A 25,306-nucleotide genomic window follows, 5' to 3' on the forward strand; every position below is an offset into this window, starting at 1 on the left:
GATTGATTGTATTTTACTGCAATGTTGCTATTGAGTAAAAGCGAGCAGCCCCATGCTAAGCAGGGGCCATTAATGCGATTATTGTTCTAATTTTCCGTCATTGAAAGGCGCATATCCAATACCTCTTTCGATGTAAGCATCTTTTACTTGACGACATGGATAGGTTTGTCTAATTGTTTCTTCTAATTGAATTCCTTTTAAAAAATCTGAATTTTCAGCCTTAGCTTGTTCTAGTCTATCGATGCAAGCATTATAAGTAGTCACAAATTCTGTATTGTTTTGAGTATAAAACTTGACAAGCTTGTTATGTTGATTTTGCCAAGCGTTATTCCAAGCAACTCTACACACCGCTAAAAGTTTTAAATCGTCAGCACAATAAATGGGCTCTTTAGCTTTAATTGTTTGCAGATCATCGTTAGCTAATTCTTCAGTTGCTTTTTCTTGTAATGCTTCTTGCGCGATACTACAATTAGAAATAGTTCGTTTATCTAGCTTACATAATGATGTCATTTTAGTTTTAAGTTGATCAAAGGATAATTGTTTTAGCTCTTTTTTACCTTCATCAACTTTTTCTTTAAAAATAGTTTCCCATGCAACACATTTAGGATTACCGCTTGTACTTGAAAATAAAGCTTTTTTACATTCATCAATCTTTAAATACTCATCAATAACGTCAGTCCATGCCAAGCCATTAACTTGTTTTTGAATATCTGCCATTGCTGAATCAATGGCTTGTTTTTGCTCAGCTTCTTTACGCTGTTTTTCTTGTTCATCTTTTAGTTGTTTGTCTTTCTTAATAGCACTTTCTGCCGCCAAACACTCTGGATTATTACTGACTTTTTCAGCAGCATTTTCATCTTTTGCCATAAAAGCTTTTTTAAAATCTTGGGTGCATTGTTCAAGTTTTTCGGTTGCTGCATCAATATTTTTTAGAAAATATTCTTCATTTTTTTCTTCACAACCAGCTAAAGCCATAGCGCCTATTAACGCCAGTGGTAATATTTTAAAAGTTTTCATGTTTTCTCCTGTTCAACTTAAGTTGTACTTTCCTTATGTTATTTAAAAATAATCTATTGTTATATTTCAAGATATTATATCAATGAGTTTATAAATTTTAGTAAATTGTTGAATTATTCGTTACCCTATTCACTTATCTTATTAATTACAAGATGATTGATAATAAATGATTATGACAATTTTATCTACTTAGCATAACTTATCATTTATAGCCAATTAGCATTTCTCGCTTTATCCCAAATCCTTTTTGCTTATTAACAACAAAGCCAGCACTCAGTAAATTACGGCGCACAAAACCCGCTGCGGTAAACGTTGCAAAACTTCCACCTGAGCGAGTTAGCTTATAGCAAGCCTTAAACAAGGATTCAGACCACATGTCGGGATTTTTAGCCGGTGAAAAACCATCAAAAAACCAAGCATCAATTAAAATATGTTGTTTAGTTAAAAATGTTGCAAATTGTGCAACATCATCATAACAAACCGATAAATTGACATCTTGACTTAATAACGTGGATTGACTTAAATGCTCGCGCAATTTTTTTGCTAATGGCGCTAATGGATGATCTTTTGCAATTACACTATTGTGTATTTTTTTCATTTCATCCATCGATAATGGGTATTTTTCGACACTAAAAAATTGCAATTTTTTTAGTGGATGATCGGGGTTGTGTTTTTTGAATTGTAAAAAATGATACCATAAAACTAAAAAACTCAGTCCTGAACCAAAACCGGTTTCACCGACAATAAATGTATGATGATCATGTTGTAAAAATCGCAAATTAAGCTCATTGCCTTCAATAAAGACATATGTTGTTTCAGCAACCGCACCATCAGTATTGAAATATACATCATCAAAATAACCAGAAATTGCTGTATTATTATCCCAAATAATTGTCGATTTTTGCATAAATACCCTTAATATGTGAAACAGAGAAGCTAACTGTATATTAGCCTAGATTAAGTATATAATAAGCACATTAAACTTATGAGGTAAATTATGGTTTTTCTTTTTCGCTTAATTAGTGTGATAGTTATAGGGATTATTGTTTGTGTCTTAGGTATAGTTTTTTGTCTATTTAATCCACGTAATCCAAAAAATATTGCTCGATTTGCTCATCTTTTTAGCTTCTTTTTTAAACCAATCTTAGGGCTAAAAATTGATACACGTAAATATCCTGATATTGAAAAAATAGGTAGTTGCGTCTATATCGCCAACCACCAAAATAATTTTGATATGATTGTTGCTGCCGATATTTTTCAACCTAAAACAGTTACAGTTGGTAAAAAAAGTCTTGCTTGGATTCCTTTTTTTGGTCAGCTCTATTATCTCACCGGTAATATTTTAATTGATCGCAAGAATAAATCTAAAGCGCATGATACGATTGCATTAGTTGTTGATGAAATAAAAAAACAAGGCATCTCAATTTGGATGTTTCCTGAAGGTACCCGTAGTCAAGGTCGTGGCTTACTACCATTTAAAACCGGTGCATTTAAAGCTGCGATTGCCGCCGGTGTGCCAATTGTGCCTATTTGTGTTTCTGATACCAATTCGATTAAATTAAATCGTTTAAACAACGGTCATATGATTGTTGAGATGCTCGCACCGATCGAAACTAAAAACCTACGAAAAGAGGATGCTCGTACTTTAATGGAACAGTGCCACCAATTAATGAGTGACAAAATCGAACAAATCAATATGCAAGCCAAGCAACAAGATAATCAAAAATAATTTATGACTAAACAAGACCGTAACTTTGATGATATCAGCGATAAGTTTGCACAAAACATTTATGGCACAACAAAAGGAAAAATTCGTGAAGCGATTGTTTGGCAAGAGCTAGTTAAAATCTTAACATGTTACCCTACCAATCAATCATTAAGAATTCTTGATGCAGGTGGTGGACAAGGGCAAATTGCTTGTCGATTAGCCCAAATGGGACACCAAGTTACGCTTTGTGATATTTCTGAACACATGTTAGCTTTAGCCAAACAAAAAGCCCAAACTGAAAACCTTACGTTGAATTTCATTCATAGCTCAATTCAACAGCTCAGTAATTATGTTCATGAACAATTTGATCTCGTCATTTGTCATGCTGTTTTAGAATGGGTGGCAGAGCCTGTTGAGGTCATCGCATCTTTAAAAAAATACTTAAAACCTGAGGGTTATCTATCTTTGATGTTTTATAACCTTGATGCATTACTATTTAAAACTGTCACACTAGGCAATTTTGGTTACACCCAAGCAGGTCTTCGTAAACGTAAAAAAAAGACGCTCTCACCTGATTATCCAAGAAAACCTAATGATGTCTACACTTGGTTAACTCACCTCGGCTTTGTTATTACCAATAAAACAGGGATCCGAGTTTTTCATGATTACTTAAATAATAAATCCAAAGCTGAAAGTCATTTTGAACAATTACTTGAGTTAGAAAAACAGTATTGCCAAACTGAACCTTATCTGAGTTTAGCTAGATACATTTTGATAAGTGCAAAATTAAACAATGACGATTGAGTGATAGATGAATATAGCCTGATATTAGGCTATATTCATCTTCTAAAATAAGTAGAATTAAGCCTTTACTATAAATAAACGTTCTGTCCGCATCGCCTAACAACAATTGGGGTTGCCTTCGAACATTTTAATTGGTTCTTTTACTTCGACTCATCTAATCAGCAGTTAATTAGCCAACAGGCGTACTCTATAAATTTTACACAAACAATCAATACTGCACGACAATTAGCCTTAAATTATGCTTTAGCAATGATAGTCATAAAACTAAAAAATTTTAGGCAAAAACATTCTACTTGTTATCATTTTAGAGGTAACGTTGAACAAGTTTGGTTAACAACGCCTAAACAGTTGCTGAATCGACATCCATAACAAATCGATAGTAAAAATAATACAACGCTTTTATAGGCAGGCAATGTTTGCTTTGACAAAACAGGGATTAGCGCTGTAACCATTATTGATACAACAAATTCTTTTGTTGGTATTATTAATTATGATGTTATTTGAAAATAGCTCAACGGTTATCCCTGATTTACACCATAAATACGTTTATAGTGGCATAATAACTGGCTACATTATCAATAATAATAACCAATATACTCAATGCAGTCATAGCACTGACAGAACACTATAGGCCAAATCAAATTACCGCTTTGCTAGTACTTAATGATCAGCAAAACTAGTAGGAATACTTTATATTTCTAATATCCAGTATAAATTACCCCATTTTTTAGTTAAGTCGTCAATTGTTCTGTACAATTTAGTTACTAATGCTCAATTATGACTTTAACTTAAATGATTACTCGAAAATTTTTGCATAAATCGGTATCATAAGTAGATTAAATAGATTAGTTAAGGAAAATGATTATGATCGTAGTAACTGGTGGCGCTGGTTTTATAGGAAGCAATATTGTTAAAGGATTAAATAATCAAGGATATCAAGATATTTTAGTTGTCGACGATTTAACCGATGGAACTAAATTCGCAAATTTAGTCGATTTAGATATTGCTGACTATATGGATAAAGATGAATTCATTTCAGCAATTATTGCTGGAGAACAGCTTAATATTGAAACCATCTTCCATCAAGGTGCTTGTTCATCAACAACAGAATGGGATGGCAAGTTTATGATGGAAAACAACTATGATTATTCAAAAGATTTGTTACATTACTGTTTAGATTTCAATATTCCTTTTTTATATGCGTCATCTGCGGCAACTTATGGTGGACGAAGTGATAACTTTATTGAAGATCGCTGTTATGAAAAACCGTTAAATGTCTATGGATATTCTAAGTTTCTTTTTGATCAATATGTAAGAAAAATCCTACCTGATGCAACTTCACAAGTGTGTGGTTTTCGCTATTTTAATGTTTACGGGCCACGCGAAAATCATAAAGGCAGTATGGCTAGCGTTGCCTTTCACTTGAACGAACAAATCCATAAAGGTGAAAAACCGAAATTATTTGTTGGCAGTGATAATTTTAAACGCGACTTTATTTATGTTGGCGATGTAGTTGATGTCAATTTATGGTTTTGGAAAAATAATATCTCTGGAATTTACAATTGTGGTACTGGCCGCGCTGAGTCATTCCAAGCTGTTGCAGATGCGGTACTAAGTTATCACAAAAAAGATGAAATTGATTATATTCCGTTTCCTGATCACCTCAAAGGACGTTATCAACGTTTTACTCAAGCAGATTTAACTAAGTTTAGAAAAACGGGTTGTCCAATTGATTTTAAAACAGTAAGTGAAGGGACAACTGAATATATGCAATGGCTTAATGCGCAATAAAGGAAGTCAAATGAAAACGTTGATAATTGGCCCGTCTTGGGTGGGTGATATGATGATGTCACAAAGCCTATATCGAACTTTAAAACAACTTGATCCCAGCGTTGAAATCGATGTCATGGCACCCGCTTGGTGTCGAGCATTACTGAATAAAATGCCGGAAGTAAATCAATCGATTGCGATGCCTTTAGGTCATGGTGAATTTAATCTCATGCAACGTTATCATTTAGGCAAAGAGCTACGTAATAACAATTATGAACAAGCTTTTATTTTGCCTAATTCGCTTAAATCAGCATTAATTCCTTTTTTCGCCAAAATTCCTAAACGAACAGGTTGGAAAGGTGAAATGCGTTATGGATTGTTAAATGACTTGCGCAAATTAGATAAACCAGCGTTTCCACAAATGGTCGAACGTTATGTTGCGCTTGCTTATCCTAAACAACAAATTCATTCAGCACAAGATCTGCCTAAACCATTATTGTGGCCAAAATTAGAGGTTAGCCAAGAGGATATAACCAATACTTTAACCATGTTCAATATTGCAAACGATGAACCTTTAATTGGTTTTTGTCCTGGCGCTGAATTTGGACCGGCTAAACGATGGCCCGATTACCACTATGCAGCACTAGCCGATATGATTGTAAGCCAACATGCTAAAATTTTAATATTTGGTTCTGCCAACGATCGGGAAGTTGGAAATCAAATTATGGCCAAAATGACGCATAGCGATCAATGTATTAATCTTGCTGGCGAAACACAGCTTGAGCAAGCAATTAATTTAATTGCAGGCTGTAAAGCAATTGTCACTAATGATTCTGGTTTAATGCATGTTGCTGCTGCATTAGATAGGCCACTAGTTGCGCTTTATGGTCCAAGTAGTCCTGATTTTACGCCACCTTTATCCAACAGAGCAGAAATTATTCGATTAATCACCGGGTATCACAAAGTACGTAAAGGCGATGGCGATCAAGGATATCACCAAAGTTTGATCGATATAAAACCCGCTCAAGTGTTCGAAACGTTAATGAATCTCATCGTACGTTGTGAAAAAGAGTAACTAACCATGCGTGTACTTGTTGTTAAAACCTCTTCGATGGGAGATGTGCTGCACACACTACCTGCACTAACTGATGCAGCAAATTGCTTAACTGATGTTACTTTTGACTGGGTAGTAGAAGAGAACTTTGCCCAAATTCCCAGTTGGCATTTTGCGGTAGATACAGTTATACCAGTGGCAATCCGACGTTGGCGCAAAAATTGGTTTGCAAAACCAATACGGCAAGAACGTCACGCTTTTATTGAACAACTTCAACAGAAGCAATATGATGCAATTATCGATGCACAAGGGCTAATTAAAAGTGCGTTTTTGATTATGCGCAAAGCTAAAGGCATTAAACATGGTCTAGATCGTCAAAGCATCAAGGAACCCATAGCGAGTTGGTTTTACGATATAAAGCACCATATACCCAAGCAAATGCATGCAATTGAACGTGTTAGGATGTTATTTGCCCAAAGCCTTAATTACCCTACTCCAACCCTCACTGGCGATTATGCTATTGCTCGCCACTTTCTGAGTACTTTACCAAGTGATGCAGGACAATACCTTATTTTTTTACATGCTACAACGCGTGATGAAAAACATTGGAGTGAGGAGCAATGGCGAGAATTAATCAAACAAATTGAGCCAACAGGATTAAAAATTAAATTACCCTGGGGCGCACCACATGAACAACAACGAGCAATTCGCCTTGCACAAGGTTTTAACCATGTTGAAGTTTTACCTAAACTCTCATTAAATGATATTGCGACCATTATTGCGGGTGCTAAAGCGGTTGTTTCAGTTGATACCGGATTGAGTCATCTAACAGCAGCATTAGATAGACCAAATATTACGCTTTTTGGTCAAACTGATCCTAAGTTGATTGGTGGATATGGCAAAAATCAATACAGTATTATTTCACCTGAAAAAAGCATGAAAACAATCACTGCACAGCAAGTTTACCAAAAATTGACTGATTTGTTATAAATGAGTCAATTCATCATTGCTCAACTAAAAAGGGATAAAATTAATGAATAATTATTGTGAATTAATTCGTGAAAAATATGCACAAATTGGCAGTAATGAACTTGGTTATATTGAAGATGCGCTAAGTGCTGTTATGCAAGCACTTGATGAAGTAGCCAGCAACCAACTTGTCCCTAAAGAGTTAAGAGATAAAGCGGCTTACGCAGCCGCAAATTTACTAATTAGCGACTTTAATGTCACATAGCAGTGGGTAAATTGATAATAAATCGTGTAGATTGTTCATCAGACTCGACATAAATAGAGCCTTTATGCGTTTCAATTATTGATTTTACAATTGCTAATCCAATACCCGCACCAGAAGCATCATTTCCATTACGATGACGAGATTCATCTACACGATAAAACCGGTCAAAAAGATGAGGTAAATGCCGGCTATCAATTTTCTTACCTGGATTAGAAATGATAATCTTCACACGTTTATCGGTGACTTGACTTAAAACAATTCTGATAATTTGATTTTCAGGCGTATAACGAATAGCATTGGATAAAATATTACTTATTGCTCTAGCTAGCATCATTTTATCACCTTGAATATGTGCACAATTACCTTCCAGATTAAAAGCAATATTCTTTTCATCAGTAAGGGGTTCAAAATATTCACACATTAAGCTGAGCATATTATGTAAGTCAATATCGATTAAATTTGGCACTAATTGACGATTATCAGCCTGAGCTAAGAACAGCATATCTGATATCATTAATGACATTCTTTCATACTCTTCTAAGTTAGAATATAAAATTTCTCGGTATTCTTCAGTTGATCGAGCATTATTCAATACGATTTGAGTTTGAGTAGTTAAATTAGTAATGGGTGTTCGCATTTCATGCGCAATATCAGCAGTAAAATTACGCTGACGAAGAAAAACATCTTCCATACGACTAAGCATATTGTTAAATGCGCGTACAAGGCTGACGTATTTGATAGGAACAGTCGAGGTTGAAATTCGATAATTAAGGCTTTTCATATTAATACGCTCAATTTTCTTAATTAAGCGATTAATCGGCTTTTGAGTATAATATATCGAAATGATTGATCCAATTAGCGCAAGTACACAAGAGATTGCAATGAGGAGACCAAGCCCATTTCTTAATCGATTAATAAATTCCAATTGCAAATCACGACCAACAGCTACAATAGTGGTATATTGATTATGTGGTTCAACCATAACGCGTGAAGCGGCAATTCGATAAGATGATTTATCCATATTGGATATTGCAGTCGTATGCTCAGTAACTATCTTTTCAAATTCATCTGGTTTTAGAGCAAGCATTAAATTAGGACCACGTGTCCGATATAATATTTTACCAGAATCATCAATAATATAGACAAACAGATGATGATGACCTGTCAAAATTAATAATAAATTTTGAAAAAATTCATCACGGTTATCATCAGGAGAATAATAAGTAAGCTCTCGTTCAATCGAAGAAATGACTGAATTTAATTCAGTGACATTTTGTTGAATCGAAAATTTTTCAAATGAACGTTCTATCAAATAACTAAAACAATAAAGTAACCCACATGTCAGTAAGCACACAATTAAGGGCAAACGAAATGAGATAATTTTAATCCGCTTCATCCAATACATCTAATTTATATCCCATTCCACGCACAGTATGTATTAATTTAGGTTCAAACCCAGCATCGATTTTATTTCGTAATCGTCTAATTGCCACATCTATCACGTTGGTGTCACTATCAAAATTCATATCCCACACTTGTGAAGCAATAAGCGATCGTGGTAAAACTTCGCCAGGATAACGTAAAAAATACTCCAGTAACAAAAATTCTTTATTAGTTAATTCGATTCTTTTATCCGCTCGCGTAACTGTCCGCTTAGGTAAGTCCATCACCAAATCAGCAATGGTAAGTTGATAATTGTTAACTTGAGGAACATTACGTCTTAATAATGATTTTACCCTCGCTAAAAGTTCAGCAAACGAAAAAGGCTTAACTAAGTAATCATCAGCACCTAAATTAAGTCCTTTAACCTTATCATCAACACTACCCATTGCGGTAAGCAAAATAATTTGTGTATCTTTGCCTGCCTCACGTAATGATTGGACTATTTTCCAACCAACGATATCGGGTAACATCACGTCGAGTATGATTAAGTCATAATCTTCGGTCATAGCACGATGGTAACCATCTAAGCCATTATCGGTTAAATCAACAATAAAACCAGATTCAATTAAACCTTGGCGTAAGTATTCGCCTGTTTTATGTTCATCTTCAACAACTAACAATTTCATTTTGAGTATTTCCTTTATTATTTTATTTGATTATCGAAATTGCATAATGCTGTAATAGGATATATGAAAAAACCAAATGACATCATGACAAATTGATGACTATATTGTAATTTTTATGTCACTAATTAGTTTGTTTGTCTCTGTTATAGTATGCACACAATGATTCATGAGGCTAGACATTATTGTTTCATTGTTTTATTTCCTTTCATCCATTCCTTGCAATTTAATGCAGCCCTAGTTTATCTAGGGTTTTTTTTTATTAATAATAAAGAAAATAGCGATCTATAAACCAAACACCGTTTTTGCGTCGAAAGGTGTATGTCATTTTAGCAAAATTAAAGCATTTTGGGTACGCAAAGAACTATTTTTTCTTTAGTACTACACCCATTTCGATATGATCTGTATATGGGAACTGATCAAACATAGCTAAATGTTTAATTTCATGTGTTACGGTAAGTTGTTGCAAATTTTCTTTTAAAGTATAAGGATTGCATGAAATATAGATAATTGTAGCGTAGTTTTTAAGATTATTGATGGTACCTTGGTCTAATCCACCTCGTGGTGGATCAACTAAAACGGTTTGGCACTGATAACTGTCTAAATCAATACCTTTTAATCGATTAAATTCACGCTCTTTTTTAATTGCGCAAGTAAACTCCTCGGCAGATAGTCTGGCTATCACTAAATTATCAATTTGATTAACCGCAATATTATGTTGTGCCGAATAGACCGAAGCTTTGGCAATTTCTGTCGCTAAAACTTTACGAAAGTTTTGTGCTAAAGCAACCGAAAAATTACCATTACCACAATAAAATTCAAGTAAATCGCCAGATGAACCTTTAGTCACTGAAATTGCCCACTCTAACATTTTGATATTGACTGCGGCATTAGGCTGAGTAAAACTATTTTCAACTTGACGATATTGAAATGTTTTATCCAACACTGGCAAAACCTCATCCACATAATCAACATCAATTGAAATTTTTTGATTACTTGAACGCCCAACTAAATTGACATTAATTCCCTGATCGGCTAATTGTTGCTTTAACAATCTAGCTTGAGCGATCCAATTTTCATCGAGTTTTTTATGATATAACAACGTAATTAATAGTTGGCCACTTAACGTGGAAAAATAGTCTATTTGAAAAAGTAAATGACGTAATGATTCATTGTACTGTAAAAGTGGTAAAACAGCTTGCATAGCTTGATTAATAAGCTTTGTTGCAATAGGAAAGCTATCTATACGAACCCGTTTCTTAGTTTTTTTATCATACATAATATGATAAAGATCTTCGCCATTATGCCATATTCTAAATTCTGCACGCATCCGATAATGACTTACTGGAGAAGAATAAACTTTCAATTCAGGTAGCACAAAATCGCTAAAAAGTGTTTTTAGATTATTGATTTTGTTTTGTAATTGTCGGTTATATTGATCGTTGGAAAAACATTCAGTCATCTTAATTAAGTCATCGCTATTAGGAAAATATGATAAAAGAAATACTGCTTATCGTAGTATAACTAATCAACTACCATAAATAATCCAATTAGATGATTAATTAAAAACGCTATTTAAAAGCAGTAATAGTATGATTTAATAAAATCCTGTTAATCATAACATATACATGAAGGCTGTTATAACAATAAACACATTATTAGCCTAGGATTTAGGCATTTTACTTAAAATTTAATATAAATTTTTGTTATATATAACTGCATTGCTTAATATATCATTCATAAATCATCTTAAATTCAAGATATTGAATTAGATTTTATTTAAATATCGCATCGGCTATTTTTAACAAATAATCCTTTGTATGTTTTTTGCGCTCTAAAAATTGCGCCTGCTCGCTAAGCGAGCTGGAGGCAATTTTTAACATTCAAACACTAGCTATCTGCTCTATGATTAATCACTTACAACACATTTAACCAATGACAAAAGTTTAGAAAAATTTTATCGATTAAAGCGCCATTTATGATCTCTCTTGAAATAATAATTGTTTTAATTGTTTATCATGCCACAGGCGATAAACTAAAAGATCAACAGACCTGCTATTGGGCAATGAATAACCAAACTCAGTTTTTGTTAAACCTGAAATATCCAAATTTAACATAGCTTTATCAAGTAAAGCTGCCTGTAAAATCGGTTTATTGGCTAACTTTTTATAGCGCTTTATTCGAATAGTTAAGGGTAAATTTAACACCTCTAATGCCAAATAAAGCGATACACCGTAAAGCTGGACAAACATTCTTTCTCGATAAAAATAAATATTATCAATACGCTCACTCTGTTTTAATTTTTCAGTAATATTCATTATCCTTTTATTACCTTCTAAAAGGTTATACAAGCAACTCTTGCGCTTGTTGTTGTACTCCAGGAGGTATCAACGTCACCATAATTAGAATGAACATTAAATACAAGTCCCCCCGTTGTTTTATGATTAACAACGTAGTCACCGGTATACCAGTTACTGCCTGTATAATAGTCATTATTTACCATTCCCCATTCGTTGAATAACCCGCCAATCCAATGCTCATTCCAATAACTGATTCTTCGTTGATAAACATTACCTTGACCAGGTAAACCCATCGCCAATCGTTCACCAGATACAATATCCCTACCGTTTGCATTCGTTAAATCAAACACTTCAGGAAGTTTATAATTTCCCCCCAAAGAACGACAAAAAGCCTGACCATCATCAAAAAAAGTATTATCAGTACTTGGTTTTACTAAATACCAACGCCAAATGGTAAATTGGTAGATTAGATTAGTTTTACTTTGATCGCTATAGAGTTTAAATGTTGAAACCGAAAACGACTTATTTGACGAGTCTATAGTAGGTCCTTTCAATGTAATGCGTACAGCATAATCACCTTCGCGACTGAGTGATAAAGAAATTCCAGTACCCGATGAAGCATTGACTGTATTACTATTTATTGCAATAAATTCATTTGCTGTTAGACCTGCCAATTGCATAATAAAAAAGAAATTATTAGAACCGGTTGTTGGAAAATTACTTGTGGCATCATTAATATTTTGCGGCTTAAATCCTCTATCCGGATCCCACTGCTCAGGGGGACCAGCATAATTGCCATTTTCATATATCTCTCCTGGTTGACTTCCTTTACCGAAAACTAAATGAGGTTTTAAATAACACGCTTTTTTTACATTCGGAATAATGTAATAGCTATGGCTTCCGCCTTTGAATGAACTCATATCTGGTATGCCATAATTGGTTACTAAAGTACCATCATCAGCACTAAGTGTTAATTTATAGGGGGATTTGCACGCATCTAACTCACTATTCGGATTCGATTTAATATTGTCTGTTACATCGACACCTTCAACATCCTCCCACTTTGCTTTCAAATAACCCGTGACTGTATAAAGCTTATCCCCATCAGCATCACGCCAATAATTATTTGCTACTATCACATTGGCTAACGGCATTGATGGATAATTAGTAAAAGGTAAATTGGTTTTGATATCTGCAAATGTTGGTGATGGTTTATCTATTACTATTGGATTTAAAGAAGTTGAATTATCTTCTAAAACGGATATTGCCTGATTATTCGGTAATATTAACGATAAGAGTGGTAATACTGTCGTTGAAGTTGTCTTTCCATCATCAAAACTGATATAAGGACTATTGCCATTTATTACCTGTGCTGTTTGTGTCGTTAAAGCATGTACCGGTTTTATTGATACCACTGTAAACAACACCAACAAAAATAGAGTACATAAACCTGTTTTTACTATCCCCTTTCTCAAAAACGCTCTGAATAAGGAGATATTATTAGGCTGATTGATATAGAAAAAATAAAGAAATAAATTTGAAAGTAGATTTTTGTATAAAGAATGAAACTCTTGATAACAATTATTATAACTATTAACTAATAAAAACGATGCCCGATGCCCGATGCCCGATGCCCGATGCCCGATGCCCGATGCCCGATGCCCGATGCCCGATGCCCGATGCCCGATTAAGACCATATTTTAACATATTTTTACCAATCCTTATAGCGGTTTATCTGGTTTTTTTAAAATTATTCAATAAGATATACTGTTAAAAAATGAAGATAAATTTAATAACAATATAACTATAATCGAATAATAATTTGATAATATACTAAATGATATGAATTTTTTTGTAATGTGTTTTTCCGTAAAGTTTTGTAAGGCGTTGATGGTGCTTAAAAGTACACGTTGATAGACGGCAAAATATTTATTTTCCGTTCAACCATTAAGCATTGCTACGCTTTTATTGATTGTAGTTATAGGGATTGCCGCTATAATGTGTACCAAAATTTTAGCTAAAAAGATCATTATGACCGCACAAACATTTTTAGATTTAGGATTAGATGAGATCTTAATCAAAAACCTGCAAGCACAAAATATTCATACACCAACAGCCATTCAGGCACAAACTATCCCTGCTGCACTCGATGGTAAAGATATCTTAGGATCTGCACCCACAGGTACAGGTAAAACATTGGCTTTTTTAATCCCTGCGGTGCAACATCTGCTCGATTTTCCTAGACGCAAACCTGGTCCACCACGTATTTTAATTTTAACACCAACTCGTGAACTTGCCATGCAAATTGCAGAACAATCAAAGCGCCTAACACAATCAACGCATTTGAGCACTGCGACAATAACCGGTGGCGTGGCTTATATGAATCATGCTGAAGTGTTTAGCAAAAATCAAGATATTGTGATAGCGACAACCGGTCGATTATTACAATATATCAAAGAAGAAAATTTTGATTGCCGCGCTGTTGAAATGTTAATTTTAGATGAAGCTGATCGTATGTTAGATATGGGCTTTTCACAAGATGTTGAAACCATTTCGGCAGAGACACGTTGGCGTAAACAAACACTTTTATTTTCGGCAACGCTTGAAGGTGAAGGATTGCATGACTTTGCCAGCCGTATCTTAAATGATCCAATTGAAATTAATGCCGATCCCTCACGCAAAGAGCGAAAAAAGATCTTACAATTTTATTATCGAGCCGATGATTTAACGCATAAAATGGCTTTATTAATCCATTTATTAAAACAAGATGAGTTAAAAAAAACCATTATCTTTGTGCGTAAACGTGAACGTGTGCATGAGTTGGTGACTTGGTTACATCAAGCTGGCATCAATAGTTGTTACCTAGAAGGTGAAATGGTACAAGCCAAACGCAATGAAGCAATAAAAAGAATGATCAATAATACAGTTAATGTATTAGTGGCGACTGATGTTGCTGCACGCGGTATTGATATTGATGATATCAGCCATGTGATTAATTTTGACGCCCCTAAAACAGCTGATGTTTATTTGCATCGCATTGGTCGTACCGCGCGTGCTGGCAAAAAAGGCACGGCGATAATGCTCATCGAAGCTCATGATAATGAGTTATTACAAAAAATCGAACGTTACATTCAAGAACCGATTAAATTAAGAACTATTGACGAATTGAGACCGAAAACCAAAGCCCCTAAACGCGTAACAAAGAAAAAGCCATCACACAAAGCAAAATTAAAAAGTGAAACCAAAAAACAAGATGCAAAAAATAAAAAAGTCAAATTACGCCATCGTGACACTAAAAATAAAGGGAAACCGAAAAAATCAATAAGTAATTTCGAACAAAAACAACAAAGTTAATAGTTTAAACTTATGAAATCAATTGCTTATAACGAATTGGACAAATAGCGTTAATTGCTATAATAAGTCCCGTAGCTTGATTTATATTTTATTTGTTAAGGAGAAAATTATGACATTAGTCACTCGCAAAGCCCCTGATTTTACTTCAGCAGCTGTTTTAGGTACTGGCGAAATTGTAAACAATTTTAATTTAGCTGATCATATCAAAGGTAAATATGCAGTTGTATTCTTTTGGCCAATGGACTTCACTTTTGTTTGCCCTTCAGAAATTATTGCTTTTGATCACCGTTTAGATGAATTTAAAAAACGCGGAGTTGAAGTAATTGGTGTTTCAATGGACTCTGAGTATGTTCACAACGCTTGGCGTAATACTCCACAAGATAAAGGTGGTATTGGTGAAGTGAAATTCCCAATTGTCGCGGACATTAAACATGCAATTATGCAAGCATATGGTGTTGAACATCCTGAAGCTGGTGTTGCTCTACGTGCATCGTTCTTTATCGATAAATCGGGTATTGTTCGTCACGAAACTATCAATGATTTACCAATTGGTCGCAATATTGATGAAATGCTTCGTATTGTTGATGCTTTCCAATTCCACGAAGAACATGGTGAAGTTTGTCCTGCGCAATGGACAAAAGGTAAACAAGGTATGCAAGCTAATCCAAACGGCGTTGCAAGTTACCTAAAACAACACGCTAAAGAAATTTAATTATCAAATTATCACTCTAATGTTTTATTCAAAAGCTTTGCGTTAACCGGAGTTTATCTCCGGTTTTTTTATCTATTATTTTATCGTAGTTTAGAATTATCAAAGCATATTTTATGCTGAACTTTTTAGCAGGTTTTTATATGATGATTAATTAGTTAATTCAACTTATCGCTAAGTAGCGATCGCAACAATAGGTTTTATGTTCTAGTAAAGAAATCAGTAACAATAATTCATTAAAATTGATAATATGTGCATCACATCGTCATATGTAATCCAACCACGCCAATAATAATAATTGCTAAACCAAATAAACGTTGCATGTTTTTAGGTTCATTAAATAAAAATATATTGGCTAATACCGCACCAGATGTTCCAAGCCCTACCCAAACAGGGTAAACAATACTTAACTCAAGATAATGAAGTGAAAAATAAAATAATACAAAAGAGATAAAAAAACCACCCCAATATGCAATTAATCGCAGCACATTTTTTTTCTCTGCATAAAGCTTAAGCCCTACTGCACCTACAACTTCAAAAATCGATGCAGTAAATATTAACAGCCAACCCATGAATACTTATCTCCTACTAATATCCTTATTGTTAACTATCAGTACGTTTAAGTTGAATAACACCAATAATAATTAAAGCCACAAAGAACACATGAAGCAATGTAACATGTTTATCAAATAATAACACATCAAAAATGGTTGCTCCGACCGCACCGACCCCTGAAAAAATTGCATACACAGTACCTGTAGGTATGGTTTTGCAGGCATTCGTTAAAAACGTAAAATCAACAATAAGTAAAGTGATAATGATAAGCCAATGCCATAATTCGGTTGCGACACTGAATCCAAAGATCCAACACAACTCAAAAAAACAGGTAAGCACGACAAACGCCCACTCTTTATTTATATTAGACATAGCTACCTCATTGCTATCATCAACTCTTTTAATCATTATTTAGTTTTGCTTTTTCACCGAATTTGTATCGTAGAAAACAAAAGATGGTTCGCAAACCAAGAAAGTTGCCACCAAAAGAAATTAGTTAATTTGCTAAAAAAGATAAAGCTTGTTTTATACTTAAACGTATATAGTTACTTAAACTTTTTTACAAAAACTTTATTATAAATTGCTTATAATGGGATAATTCTACAACGAAGAAATAGAAATTGCAAGGTTAAAATCGTTTATTATTCAATAGTTCAAGCTTTTATGATTAGGTTAGTTTTGCATGAATTATCATAATAACGATATAATGTTATTGCTATAACATCTTGAGATTAGCTATGAAAAATTCCGATAAAATGAAAAATACAGGGCCAAAAGGACTTGAAGCCCACGCAATGGTAGTGGCAGCGATAGATTTTATGGAGGAAGTTGGCAACTCCGCTTTTAGTATGCGTAAACTTGCCGCCAAAATCGCTTGTGATCCAATGTCACTACAATATCATTTTAAATCAAAAAAAGGGCTGGAACGGGCAATGGCTGAAGAATTAACCCGTAGAATATCAACTATTGATAACAGTATGCCTTGGGATGAACGTCTTCGACATTTAGCTTATCAATATCGGCAAATAGCTCTTGCCTATCCAAATAGTTTCAAATTAATGCAGCAGTTTTGGAGTACTGGACTTGCCGATTATATTAGAGCTGAATATGTTTGTCAGGCGTTAACAGATGCTGGTTTTAATGATAATCAAGTAACTAGTTTTTGTTTGGGTTATTACGCTTGTATTATTGGACTTGCGGCTTCTGAAGCAGGAGGATTACTTCGCCCTGCTGATGATGCGGATCTAAATGACATTGAAAATCTGCCTCAGCAAGGTTTTACATTAACCAAAAAATTAGCTCCTGCATTTCAAGCTGTTGAACCCGGTCAAGTATTTGCTTTTACCGTCGAGCTATTTTTACAAGGCATAAAAAAAGCATTATAAATAAAACTATCGCTGATCAATTGATCATGTACAGCGAATGAAGAAAAAAGCAAACTTACTTAAAATGAAAGATTTGTACCAATAAATAACGTACGACCAGGTTCATTATAAGTTGCTGCACCCGCACCACGAACGGTTATCACGCCATTTTTTGGATTTTTTAGAGATGATGAATTACCCTCTCTAAATAAACGTTTATTAAAGAGATTATCAACACCTGCAGTTAGGGTAAAGTTTTTATTAAATTGATACTGACCACTAAGATTCAAAATTGCATAAGGGCTTAGTTGATGAGTTGAAGTATCGGTTACTTTATCCCCAAGGTAGTCATATTTTTTCGGTTTTTGTTTACCATACCAAGTTAATGCTGTTAAAAATGAGAGTTGTTCAGTCACTTGCCAGTCAATTGCTGAATTGAGAGTATACTTTGGAATGATCGATAAATAATCCCCTGTTTGTTTATTTTTTGACTGTAACATCCATGTAAGATTATTACGCCAATTAATGGTTGATGTAACCGGCACCGTTAAGCTACCCTCTAAACCTTCAACCACGGCTTTAGGTACATTTTGCCATTGAAAAATATTAGAATTTTTGAAGGCGTTTTTTCCACCATCAGCTTGACCAATTGATCTGATACCTGAATCAATTTTATCACGATAATCATTACGGAAATAAGTCATACCAGCAATAAGACCGTCATTATGAAATTCTAAACCTATCTCTTTATTTACACTAGTTTCAGCTTTTAAATTATTATTACCAATTAGATAACAACTACCACCAGCACCATAACACCCTTGTCCTCGACTATAAAGTAGATAGTTAGGATTTGATTGATACAAGTTTGGAGCCTTATAAGCTCGAGCAATACCTAATTTTAAGGTAAAATAGTCACCTAATTCTTGAGCTAAATTCAAACTTGGGCTCCAGTTGCTACCCGAGTCACTTTGATGATTATAGCGTAATGCAGGTGTTAACATTGTTGTTTGGGTTAACTCAATATTGTCTTCGACAAACATTCCCCATAAATTAGCTGAACTTTCCACGCTTCGATTTTTATCTTTAATCCATGGTACACTGCCGCCTTCTTCTGTGGATTGAGTATTTGAAGTAGGATCTTTCATTTTTTGATGATTATATTCAGCTCCAATGGTAATGGTTTGCGGCACAACAATAGTCAACGGTAAATTGGTTTCATTATGTAAGGTAATATTGTCATATTTGATCGTTGAAAAATCGCCATTATCAAATCGACCTTCTGTACCACCAGCCAAACCTTCATTTAAACGACTGTTGCGTGTTTTTTCTACTTGTACATAAGATATGGTATTGACACCATTATCCCAATAGCCTCGATGGGTTAATGCATAATTTTGCCGATACATTCTATTCGTTTCATCATTGTAAAAACGACTAACTAATGGATTTGGGTTATTATTTTGCGTATCACCCGCATAAATATTACCTTGACGACTCACACCAGCTTCAAATTCCAATGATTGCTGTTTGCTAATATCCCAACGTAGTAATCCATTTAGATCTTTATTGCGTACCCCTTCACGCCCTGCACTAGTAGAATTAGGATTAATCTGATGTTTTTGATTGATATCCCAATCATCAGCCTCGGTTTTATTAATATTCCCATATAAACGCATGCTTAAATTATCGGTTAAACCACCAGTTAATACAAAGTCGGTTCGTTTGGTTGCTCCCTCTTCGCTATGAGATGGTAAATTGATATAGCTGTTTAACGCGCCATGCCATTCATTAGTTGGCTGTTTAGTAATAATATTAATCACCCCACCAGCAGCTCCATCACCATAACGTGCAGCAGCTGGTCCACGAATAACATCAATCCGCTGAACAATATCAGCAGGTACCCAGTTAGTATCACCACGTGTATCACGCTCTCCTCGCCATCCATAACGAACTGACATACGACTTTTTACCGGTTTACCATCCACTAAAATAAGGGTGTTTTCTGGTCCCATGCCACGAATATCAATTTGACGATTATTACCACGTTGACCACTGGTTGAGTTACCAGTCAAGTTAACACCAGGCATGGTACGAATAATTTCAGAGAGATCATTTTTGGGAGGCATTTTACTGATATCTTTTTCGGTAATAACCGAAACACCTAGTGCTTGCCTAGTTTGTTCTGCTGCTGTAACAACCATTACATCATCACTATCATTATTTTTGTTGGTTGATGACGGGGTATTGTCTGCGTAGACATTATGACAAACAAAGCTAATTAAAACCGTCAATAGATAAGTCGATTTACGTTTTAAAATCATGTATTTTATTTCCTAAAAAAATGGGAGAGTTAATTAATAATAGTTATCATTATTAATTAACTGTAAATAATGTAAACCGAATTTACACAAAGAAAGTCTATTTGATTGTATTTAAAGCAAAAAAATTTATAAATTAATCGGCGATAATTCAATATTTTTAATTGGCATTAAAATTTACTTGCATCCCCTCTTGCAGTGCAAAAATAGCCACCGTTTTATGAGACTGATTAGGATAAATAGTATAATTCAATTGTAGATTCGTAATATTAGCTTGTTTTAATTTTTCAAATAGTCGCGTTGAAGAATCAACCATTTTTCGATTTTGACGATGCTGTAATAATATTTTTTGTTCCGCTTCAGGTAAACTCAACTCAGCAGCAAGTAATGATTGCTCGGCTCCACCGACAGAAAGCCATAAATTAACTGGTTTACCCAAAGTTGGGCGCTTATCGTTGGCTAGATGTTTAGACAATAAGTCAAACATATATCCACCACTAAACCACATCGATGGGCTAGAAATAATATAAGTATCAAAAGCTATCGGTTTTGCTAAAAAAGCATAAAGATTAAATAATCCCCCATATGAATGACCAAAAATCGCTTGTTTGTTAGGATTAATAGGAAAACGTTTTTCTATTTCAGGTTTAAGCTCTTTTGTTAGAAAATCATAAAAATCATCTGCTCCACCATAACTTACAGGTAAATTGATTTGATGATTAGGCAAAATTTCGGCAACTAGCTTTTCAGGTTTAGGTAAATAATCCAATCCGCGTCGAGATTCACCCGAATAATCAATTGCGACAATCATTCCTTCCTTAATCACACAACGATCGCAAGCTTGATTGGTCATCATATTGTAAGCAGTTAAAAAATAGCTGTCGCCATCAAGTAAGTAAATAACTGGCCAACCATCTTTGGGTGTTGGTTTATTTGGTGTATAGATAGTTATTTTATAATCGCCAATTGATTTGGAATGAACAACTTCGGTTTTAGCATTCGCCACAATAACATTCATTGATTTTTGACGACCTGTTTGACAACCAGTCAACATAAAAATAACCACAAAATAGACCAAAATTAAACGTAACATAGAGTAAGCCAGTTAAAATTGAAATAGTAATAACTTATTTTATTCATCTAATTGATATAACATCAATGATCACATCATATAAAAATAGTGAATATTTTTAATAACATTATCAAATAATTATCTACGCCGACAAAGTCGGCATAATAAAATCTAATTATCTAGCTTTACGATATTCTACAATATCTTCGATAGTAACCACTGGTAAATTATGCTGTTTGGCAAATTCAACTATTTGCGGAGCTCTTGCCATTGAGCCATCATCATTGGTGATTTCACAAATAACCGCAGCGGGTTTGAAACCGGCCAAAGTCACTAAATCAACCGACGCTTCAGTATGGCCACGACGTGTTAAAACCCCACCTTCTTGTGCAACTAATGGAAAAACATGTCCTGGATGATTTAAATCACACGGTTTAGCATGATCAGCAACGGCCGCTTTAATAGTGGTTACGCGATCTGCGGCTGAAACGCCTGTTGTTACGCCTTGAGCTGCTTCAATTGATATCGTAAATGCGGTATGATTTTTGCTAGTATTATTCGCAACCATCATAGGTAATTGTAATTTGTCACAATAAGCTTTTGGCATACATAAACAGACAATGCCACTGCCATGACGAATAGTCAGTGCCATTTGTGGTGTTGTAATTGTTTCGGCTGACCAAACAATATCGCCTTCGTTTTCGCGGTCTTCATCATCTAAAACTAAAACACCTTGACCGGCTTTGATGGAATTAATTGCACGTTCTACTCGTTCAACAGATGTTCCAAATTCATTTAAATTAAACTGATTCATGGTAAATACCTATCCTTTTATAAAATAATTATATTTATCCCAAAGCAATACAAAATGAATCTGATATCGATAGATAAAAAAAGAACAACTAAGTAGATATCATTAAGTAAAACTATAAGTATAAATAAATTAAATACCAGAATCAGGGCAAGTGCTTGACCATAATGATTTTGCTAATAGCAAATTAAGAAAAGATAAGCTACTCTCTTTCATCCAGACTATAACTGTCGGCTTTGGAATTACACCAAATCTGCTTGTCCTTAATGTTTATCAATATTAAATATATCAATAGGATAAATATTAAGCGCTCGTGGGCTATACCACCGGTGGGGAATTACGCCCCGCCCTGAGAACTTTGTCACTAAATTGACGGCAAATACTATAATACAAAATAAATAAAAAAACACGAAAATTTATTAAGTTAGCCTCAAGCAATTGTATCGAAAGTACTATATCAATTAAAAAACACGTTTAAAGCTAATTGCATTGAGCGCTAACCACTGTTATTTAACTTATCGCTCAGAGTCATTTAGGGTAACAATGTTAATAAAATTGTTCAGTATCGATACCTATTGTTATACATTAATAAAATAGACCTAAATGCTAAAGGCGTTTATAAACCCAATGATAAAGTTAGCTTAACGTCACATAATTCTATCTATTCAAGTTAACAAACTACACAAAGATAACAAAGGCTAGCACTGTCACGCAGAGTAACATCCTTTTACATTTCAAAATCAGCATAATAATTTATGTTGCGCAATGCATTGAACCAATCAGCACTTATACGGCACAATTACAGATTTGCCCAACAGCAATTCAAGCGCCAAATAGTTTCGGTTAAATCTTTTTAACAATCACTTATGAAGGATGAGAATAAAATCAGCAAATGCGAATGAAGATATTATTTTGAAATTGTGGGAGTTGAAGAACTATCATTATCAATGATTCATAACATATTTTTATTAACGTGACAAAATCGATACTAAACTTGTAGTATAAGCGCTAAAACAGAATATAACCTGAATTTAGCGCCTGTATCGTAACACTCAAAAATAACATTAGGCAATGCCTAAAAGCCCATTAAGCATCAATATTATCTAATGTCCACGCATTTCACGCATTTTGCGTCGTTCAGCTTTACGCATCCATAACCATGAGATAAATCCAATTATTCCTACTATTAATAAGATAATTGTTGCCAATGCGTTGACCTGAGGATCGACACCTAATCTTACTTTCGAAAAGATTAATTTTGGCAATGTCATTGCGCCAGGACCAGTAACAAAGTTAGCAATAACCACATCATCAAGGGATAGCGTAAACGCCAATAACCAGCCTGAAACTAAAGCCGGTGCAATCATTGGTAACGTAATAATGAAAAATACTTTTAAAGGATTGGCACCTAAATCTAACGCTGCCTCTTCAATTGACTTATCAAGCTCGCGTAACCTTGCACTAATAACAACGGTGACATAAGCAGTACAGAAAGTTGCATGTGCCATCCAAATAGTTATTGCCCCTCGATCTTTTGGCCAACCTAATACTTGTCCCATTCCAACAAATAATAGTAATAACGCCAAACCAGTAATAACGTCAGGCATGACTAATGGTGCAGTAGTCATAAATGAAAAAAGATTAGAGCCTTTAAATCGTCTAAAGCGGATAATTGCATACGATGCTAACGTACCAAGAACAATTGCAAGCGTTGCTGCTCCTGCCGCAATAGATAAACTTAATCCCACCGCTTTAAGTAGGGTTTCGTTATGCACTAGTTCAACATACCATTTAGTCGAAAAATCAGCCCAAACGGTCACTAGACGAGAGCTATTAAACGAATAGACAATTAGAATAATCATTGGGATATACAAAAAAGAAAATACCACCAATAAAATCAGCGCTTTTAAACTGCGACATATCAACGCTAAAGTGATAATCAAGGTAACAATCACACTGAAAATCAAACAACCAATATATAGGTGACTATTGCCAATTAATTCTAATCCTGATGACGAGATCAAAACGGTTAACAATAAAGCGCCTAAGAATGAAGCAATAAAAATAATCACAGCGGATCGCATAATAACAGGTAAATTATTCATCTATTTACCTCCCAATTGTCGATTTTGGAATTTATTAAAGTAGTAAATAGGTATAATTAATATCAACAACATTACCGAAGCCACTGCAGATGCTGCCGGCCAGTCATGGTTATTAAAGAATTCAGTCCAAAGTTGTGTACCTATCATAATGCCTTCAGATGGACCTAATAGTTCAGGAATCACATACTCCCCAACAGCCGGAATAAAGACCAACATACCACCAGCAATTACACCATTTTTAGTTAATGGCACAATAATTTTAAAAAAGGTTTTAATTGGTTTACATCCTAAATCTAATGCAGCCTCGATCAAAGTAGAGTCCACTTTACTTAATGAGGTATAAATTGGCAGTACCACAAAAGGTAAATAAGAATAAACAATACCAATATAAACCGCAAAATAGGTCTTCATTATAATAAGTGGTTGGTCAATAACACCTAACCACATTAAGAAATTATTAAGTAGTCCATTAGGATTTAAAATACCTATCCAAGCATATACTCGAATGAGGAACGATGTCCATGATGGTAAGATAATTAATAATAATAAGATATTTCGGGTTGAGGGTTTACATTGTGAAATAGCCCAAGCTAATGGATAGCCAATTAAGATACATAAAATCGTTGAAATAGCCGCTACTTTCAATGATTGCAAATAAGAATCAATGTAAATGGTATCGCTCAGTAAATTTAAGTAATTACCAAAATTTAAAGCAATATTGAGTAAACCATCATCATAACTGAATAAGTCAGTATAAGGTGGCACCGCTGAAGCCATTTCAGAAAAACTAATTCGAAATACAATTAAAAATGGTAATAAAAACAGTAATAACATCCATAAATAAGGGATACTAATCACTGCTAGTCGACCATATAAAGTCATTAAATCTGAGTCATTGCGTTGTTGGCGCATCTTTTTATAAGCAAAATAGATTGCGACCAAACCAGCAGGAATAAATAAAATACTGCCGGCAATAATCAAACGATAAGCAAATTTAGATGGCTTATAATAGGCTAAATATAATCCTAAGCATGACAATAAAAAACTGAATGTCATTGCAGT

At 34.3% G+C, this 25,306-nt stretch carries 22 protein-coding genes, 1 pseudogene and 1 riboswitch; of the genes and pseudogenes, 9 read left to right on the forward strand and 14 right to left on the reverse strand.

All coding sequences use genetic code 11. The features are described from left to right. Positions 1 to 78 precede the first annotated feature (78 nt). The gene (locus A9G09_RS12100) at positions 79 to 1,017 is read right to left on the reverse strand and encodes a hypothetical protein (protein ID WP_065635092.1); all 939 of its coding nucleotides are present in this window, start codon (positions 1,015 to 1,017) and stop codon (positions 79 to 81) included. 202 nt (positions 1,018 to 1,219) lie between these two features. Beyond that, positions 1,220 to 1,924, reverse strand: a complete 705-nt coding sequence (gene mnmD / locus A9G09_RS12105) for a tRNA (5-methylaminomethyl-2-thiouridine)(34)-methyltransferase MnmD (RefSeq protein ID WP_065635093.1) — start codon at positions 1,922 to 1,924, stop codon at positions 1,220 to 1,222. Positions 1,925 to 2,014: 90 nt separating this feature from the next. Here mnmD and A9G09_RS12110 point away from each other — a divergent pair, with 90 nt between their 5' ends. The 6 genes from A9G09_RS12110 (at position 2,015) to A9G09_RS12135 (ending at position 7,587) form a co-directional block, all read left to right on the forward strand. Further along, positions 2,015 to 2,746, forward strand: a complete 732-nt coding sequence (locus tag A9G09_RS12110) for a 1-acylglycerol-3-phosphate O-acyltransferase (RefSeq protein WP_065635094.1) — start codon at positions 2,015 to 2,017, stop codon at positions 2,744 to 2,746. 3 nt (positions 2,747 to 2,749) lie between these two features. Further along, positions 2,750 to 3,529, forward strand: coding sequence for a tRNA uridine 5-oxyacetic acid(34) methyltransferase CmoM (cmoM, locus tag A9G09_RS12115; RefSeq protein WP_065635095.1), 780 nt, complete (start codon positions 2,750 to 2,752; stop codon positions 3,527 to 3,529). Positions 3,530 to 4,393: 864 nt separating this feature from the next. Beyond that, on the forward strand, positions 4,394 to 5,320 hold the full coding sequence (gene rfaD, locus A9G09_RS12120; RefSeq protein WP_065635096.1) for an ADP-glyceromanno-heptose 6-epimerase: 927 nt from the start codon (positions 4,394 to 4,396) through the stop codon (positions 5,318 to 5,320). 10 nt (positions 5,321 to 5,330) lie between these two features. Continuing rightward, the gene (rfaF, locus tag A9G09_RS12125; protein ID WP_065635097.1) at positions 5,331 to 6,374 is read left to right on the forward strand and encodes an ADP-heptose--LPS heptosyltransferase RfaF; all 1,044 of its coding nucleotides are present in this window, start codon (positions 5,331 to 5,333) and stop codon (positions 6,372 to 6,374) included. A 6-nt stretch (positions 6,375 to 6,380) separates the two neighbouring features. Further along, positions 6,381 to 7,343, forward strand: a complete 963-nt coding sequence (gene rfaC, locus A9G09_RS12130) for a lipopolysaccharide heptosyltransferase RfaC (protein WP_065635098.1) — start codon at positions 6,381 to 6,383, stop codon at positions 7,341 to 7,343. A 43-nt stretch (positions 7,344 to 7,386) separates the two neighbouring features. Then, a complete protein-coding gene (locus A9G09_RS12135) occupies positions 7,387 to 7,587 on the forward strand; it encodes a YaeP family protein (protein WP_065635099.1) in 201 nt (66 codons plus the stop codon). On the opposite strand, the gene A9G09_RS12140 is transcribed toward A9G09_RS12135, so the two are convergent. From A9G09_RS12140 to A9G09_RS12160, 5 genes are all read right to left on the reverse strand, one after another. Then, on the reverse strand, positions 7,580 to 8,983 hold the full coding sequence (locus tag A9G09_RS12140) for a heavy metal sensor histidine kinase (protein WP_065635100.1): 1,404 nt from the start codon (positions 8,981 to 8,983) through the stop codon (positions 7,580 to 7,582). The two genes, A9G09_RS12135 and A9G09_RS12140, sit on opposite strands and share 8 nt — an antisense overlap. After that, positions 8,970 to 9,656, reverse strand: a complete 687-nt coding sequence (locus tag A9G09_RS12145) for a heavy metal response regulator transcription factor (protein WP_065635101.1) — start codon at positions 9,654 to 9,656, stop codon at positions 8,970 to 8,972. The genes A9G09_RS12140 and A9G09_RS12145 overlap by 14 nt, the downstream gene beginning before the upstream one ends. A gap of 361 nt (positions 9,657 to 10,017) precedes the next feature. Beyond that, complete coding sequence (trmA, locus tag A9G09_RS12150) at positions 10,018 to 11,115, reverse strand: tRNA (uridine(54)-C5)-methyltransferase TrmA (RefSeq protein WP_065635102.1); 1,098 nt, start codon at positions 11,113 to 11,115, stop codon at positions 10,018 to 10,020. Positions 11,116 to 11,629: 514 nt separating this feature from the next. Next, entirely contained in the window at positions 11,630 to 11,971 is a 342-nt protein-coding gene (locus tag A9G09_RS12155) for a hypothetical protein (RefSeq protein ID WP_065635103.1), read from the reverse strand. Positions 11,972 to 11,988: 17 nt separating this feature from the next. Beyond that, positions 11,989 to 13,650 carry a hypothetical protein gene (locus A9G09_RS12160; protein ID WP_065635104.1) on the reverse strand — a complete coding sequence of 554 codons (1,662 nt, stop codon included), beginning with the start codon at positions 13,648 to 13,650 and terminating at the stop codon, positions 11,989 to 11,991. Between the two features lie 334 nt (positions 13,651 to 13,984). Between A9G09_RS12160 and srmB the strand changes: the two genes are divergently transcribed. Both srmB and A9G09_RS12170 read left to right on the forward strand, forming a co-directional pair. Continuing rightward, positions 13,985 to 15,307 carry an ATP-dependent RNA helicase SrmB gene (gene srmB, locus A9G09_RS12165; RefSeq protein ID WP_065635150.1) on the forward strand — a complete coding sequence of 441 codons (1,323 nt, stop codon included), beginning with the start codon at positions 13,985 to 13,987 and terminating at the stop codon, positions 15,305 to 15,307. A 109-nt stretch (positions 15,308 to 15,416) separates the two neighbouring features. Further along, the gene (locus tag A9G09_RS12170) at positions 15,417 to 16,019 is read left to right on the forward strand and encodes a peroxiredoxin C (protein ID WP_065635105.1); all 603 of its coding nucleotides are present in this window, start codon (positions 15,417 to 15,419) and stop codon (positions 16,017 to 16,019) included. Positions 16,020 to 16,273: 254 nt separating this feature from the next. Here A9G09_RS12170 and A9G09_RS12175 read toward each other — a convergent pair whose 3' ends face one another. Together A9G09_RS12175 and A9G09_RS12180 are read right to left on the reverse strand one after the other, a co-directional pair. After that, the gene (locus A9G09_RS12175; RefSeq protein WP_065635106.1) at positions 16,274 to 16,588 is read right to left on the reverse strand and encodes a multidrug efflux SMR transporter; all 315 of its coding nucleotides are present in this window, start codon (positions 16,586 to 16,588) and stop codon (positions 16,274 to 16,276) included. Positions 16,589 to 16,619: 31 nt separating this feature from the next. Beyond that, positions 16,620 to 16,943 (reverse strand): multidrug efflux SMR transporter, encoded by a 324-nt coding sequence (locus A9G09_RS12180; RefSeq protein WP_218056920.1) that lies wholly within the window; start codon positions 16,941 to 16,943, stop codon positions 16,620 to 16,622. A 365-nt stretch (positions 16,944 to 17,308) separates the two neighbouring features. Here A9G09_RS12180 and A9G09_RS12185 point away from each other — a divergent pair, with 365 nt between their 5' ends. Beyond that, positions 17,309 to 17,956, forward strand: a complete 648-nt coding sequence (locus tag A9G09_RS12185; protein WP_141671593.1) for a TetR/AcrR family transcriptional regulator — start codon at positions 17,309 to 17,311, stop codon at positions 17,954 to 17,956. A gap of 59 nt (positions 17,957 to 18,015) precedes the next feature. On the opposite strand, the gene A9G09_RS12190 is transcribed toward A9G09_RS12185, so the two are convergent. The 5 genes and pseudogenes from A9G09_RS12190 to potH all read right to left on the reverse strand — a co-directional run. Next, positions 18,016 to 20,259 (reverse strand): TonB-dependent siderophore receptor, encoded by a 2,244-nt coding sequence (locus tag A9G09_RS12190; RefSeq protein ID WP_081297573.1) that lies wholly within the window; start codon positions 20,257 to 20,259, stop codon positions 18,016 to 18,018. A gap of 157 nt (positions 20,260 to 20,416) precedes the next feature. Beyond that, a complete protein-coding gene (locus A9G09_RS12195; RefSeq protein ID WP_081297574.1) occupies positions 20,417 to 21,349 on the reverse strand; it encodes an alpha/beta hydrolase in 933 nt (310 codons plus the stop codon). A 154-nt stretch (positions 21,350 to 21,503) separates the two neighbouring features. After that, a complete protein-coding gene (gene ribB / locus A9G09_RS12200; protein WP_065635107.1) occupies positions 21,504 to 22,142 on the reverse strand; it encodes a 3,4-dihydroxy-2-butanone-4-phosphate synthase in 639 nt (212 codons plus the stop codon). Positions 22,143 to 22,339: 197 nt separating this feature from the next. Then, positions 22,340 to 22,500: riboswitch (FMN riboswitch) on the reverse strand. A gap of 742 nt (positions 22,501 to 23,242) precedes the next feature. Continuing rightward, positions 23,243 to 24,001 (reverse strand): ABC transporter permease subunit, encoded by a 759-nt coding sequence (locus A9G09_RS12205; RefSeq protein WP_081297583.1) that lies wholly within the window; start codon positions 23,999 to 24,001, stop codon positions 23,243 to 23,245. Positions 24,002 to 24,244: 243 nt separating this feature from the next. Continuing rightward, a pseudogene (gene potH, locus A9G09_RS12210) lies at positions 24,245 to 25,117 on the reverse strand (putrescine ABC transporter permease PotH); the annotation flags it as partial. Positions 25,118 to 25,306: the final 189 nt, after the last annotated feature.

The organism is Gilliamella sp. wkB292 (assembly GCF_001690235.1).
Lineage (GTDB): Bacteria > Pseudomonadota > Gammaproteobacteria > Enterobacterales > Orbaceae > Gilliamella > Gilliamella apicola_F.